The 240-nt window shown below is 55.4% G+C and carries 1 protein-coding gene; it reads left to right on the top strand.

Annotation, left to right across the window (positions count from 1 at the left end; genetic code table 11):
• The coding region (locus RRF55_RS27740) for a nicotinate-nucleotide--dimethylbenzimidazole phosphoribosyltransferase (RefSeq protein WP_439419262.1) at positions 1-240 on the top strand (240 nt) is incomplete at both ends.

A 240-nucleotide genomic window follows, 5' to 3' on the forward strand; every position in this document is an offset into this window, starting at 1 on the left:
GGCTGGAGGCGCTTGCCATACAACTGGCAGGAATGCCGGGGTTGAATGGCATACCGCATGTGGGCGAAAAAGCGGTACTGGTTATGTGTGCCGATCACGGCGTCTGGGAGGAAGGGGTCGCTATTTCCCCAAAAGAAGTGACAGCCATTCAGGCTGAAAATATGACCCGTGGAACAACCGGCGTGTGTGTGCTGGCAGCACAAGCGGGCGCTAACGTCCACGTAATTGATGTTGGTATTG

Source organism: Klebsiella sp. K47, assembly GCF_051858335.1.
Lineage (GTDB): Bacteria > Pseudomonadota > Gammaproteobacteria > Enterobacterales > Enterobacteriaceae > Klebsiella > Klebsiella pneumoniae.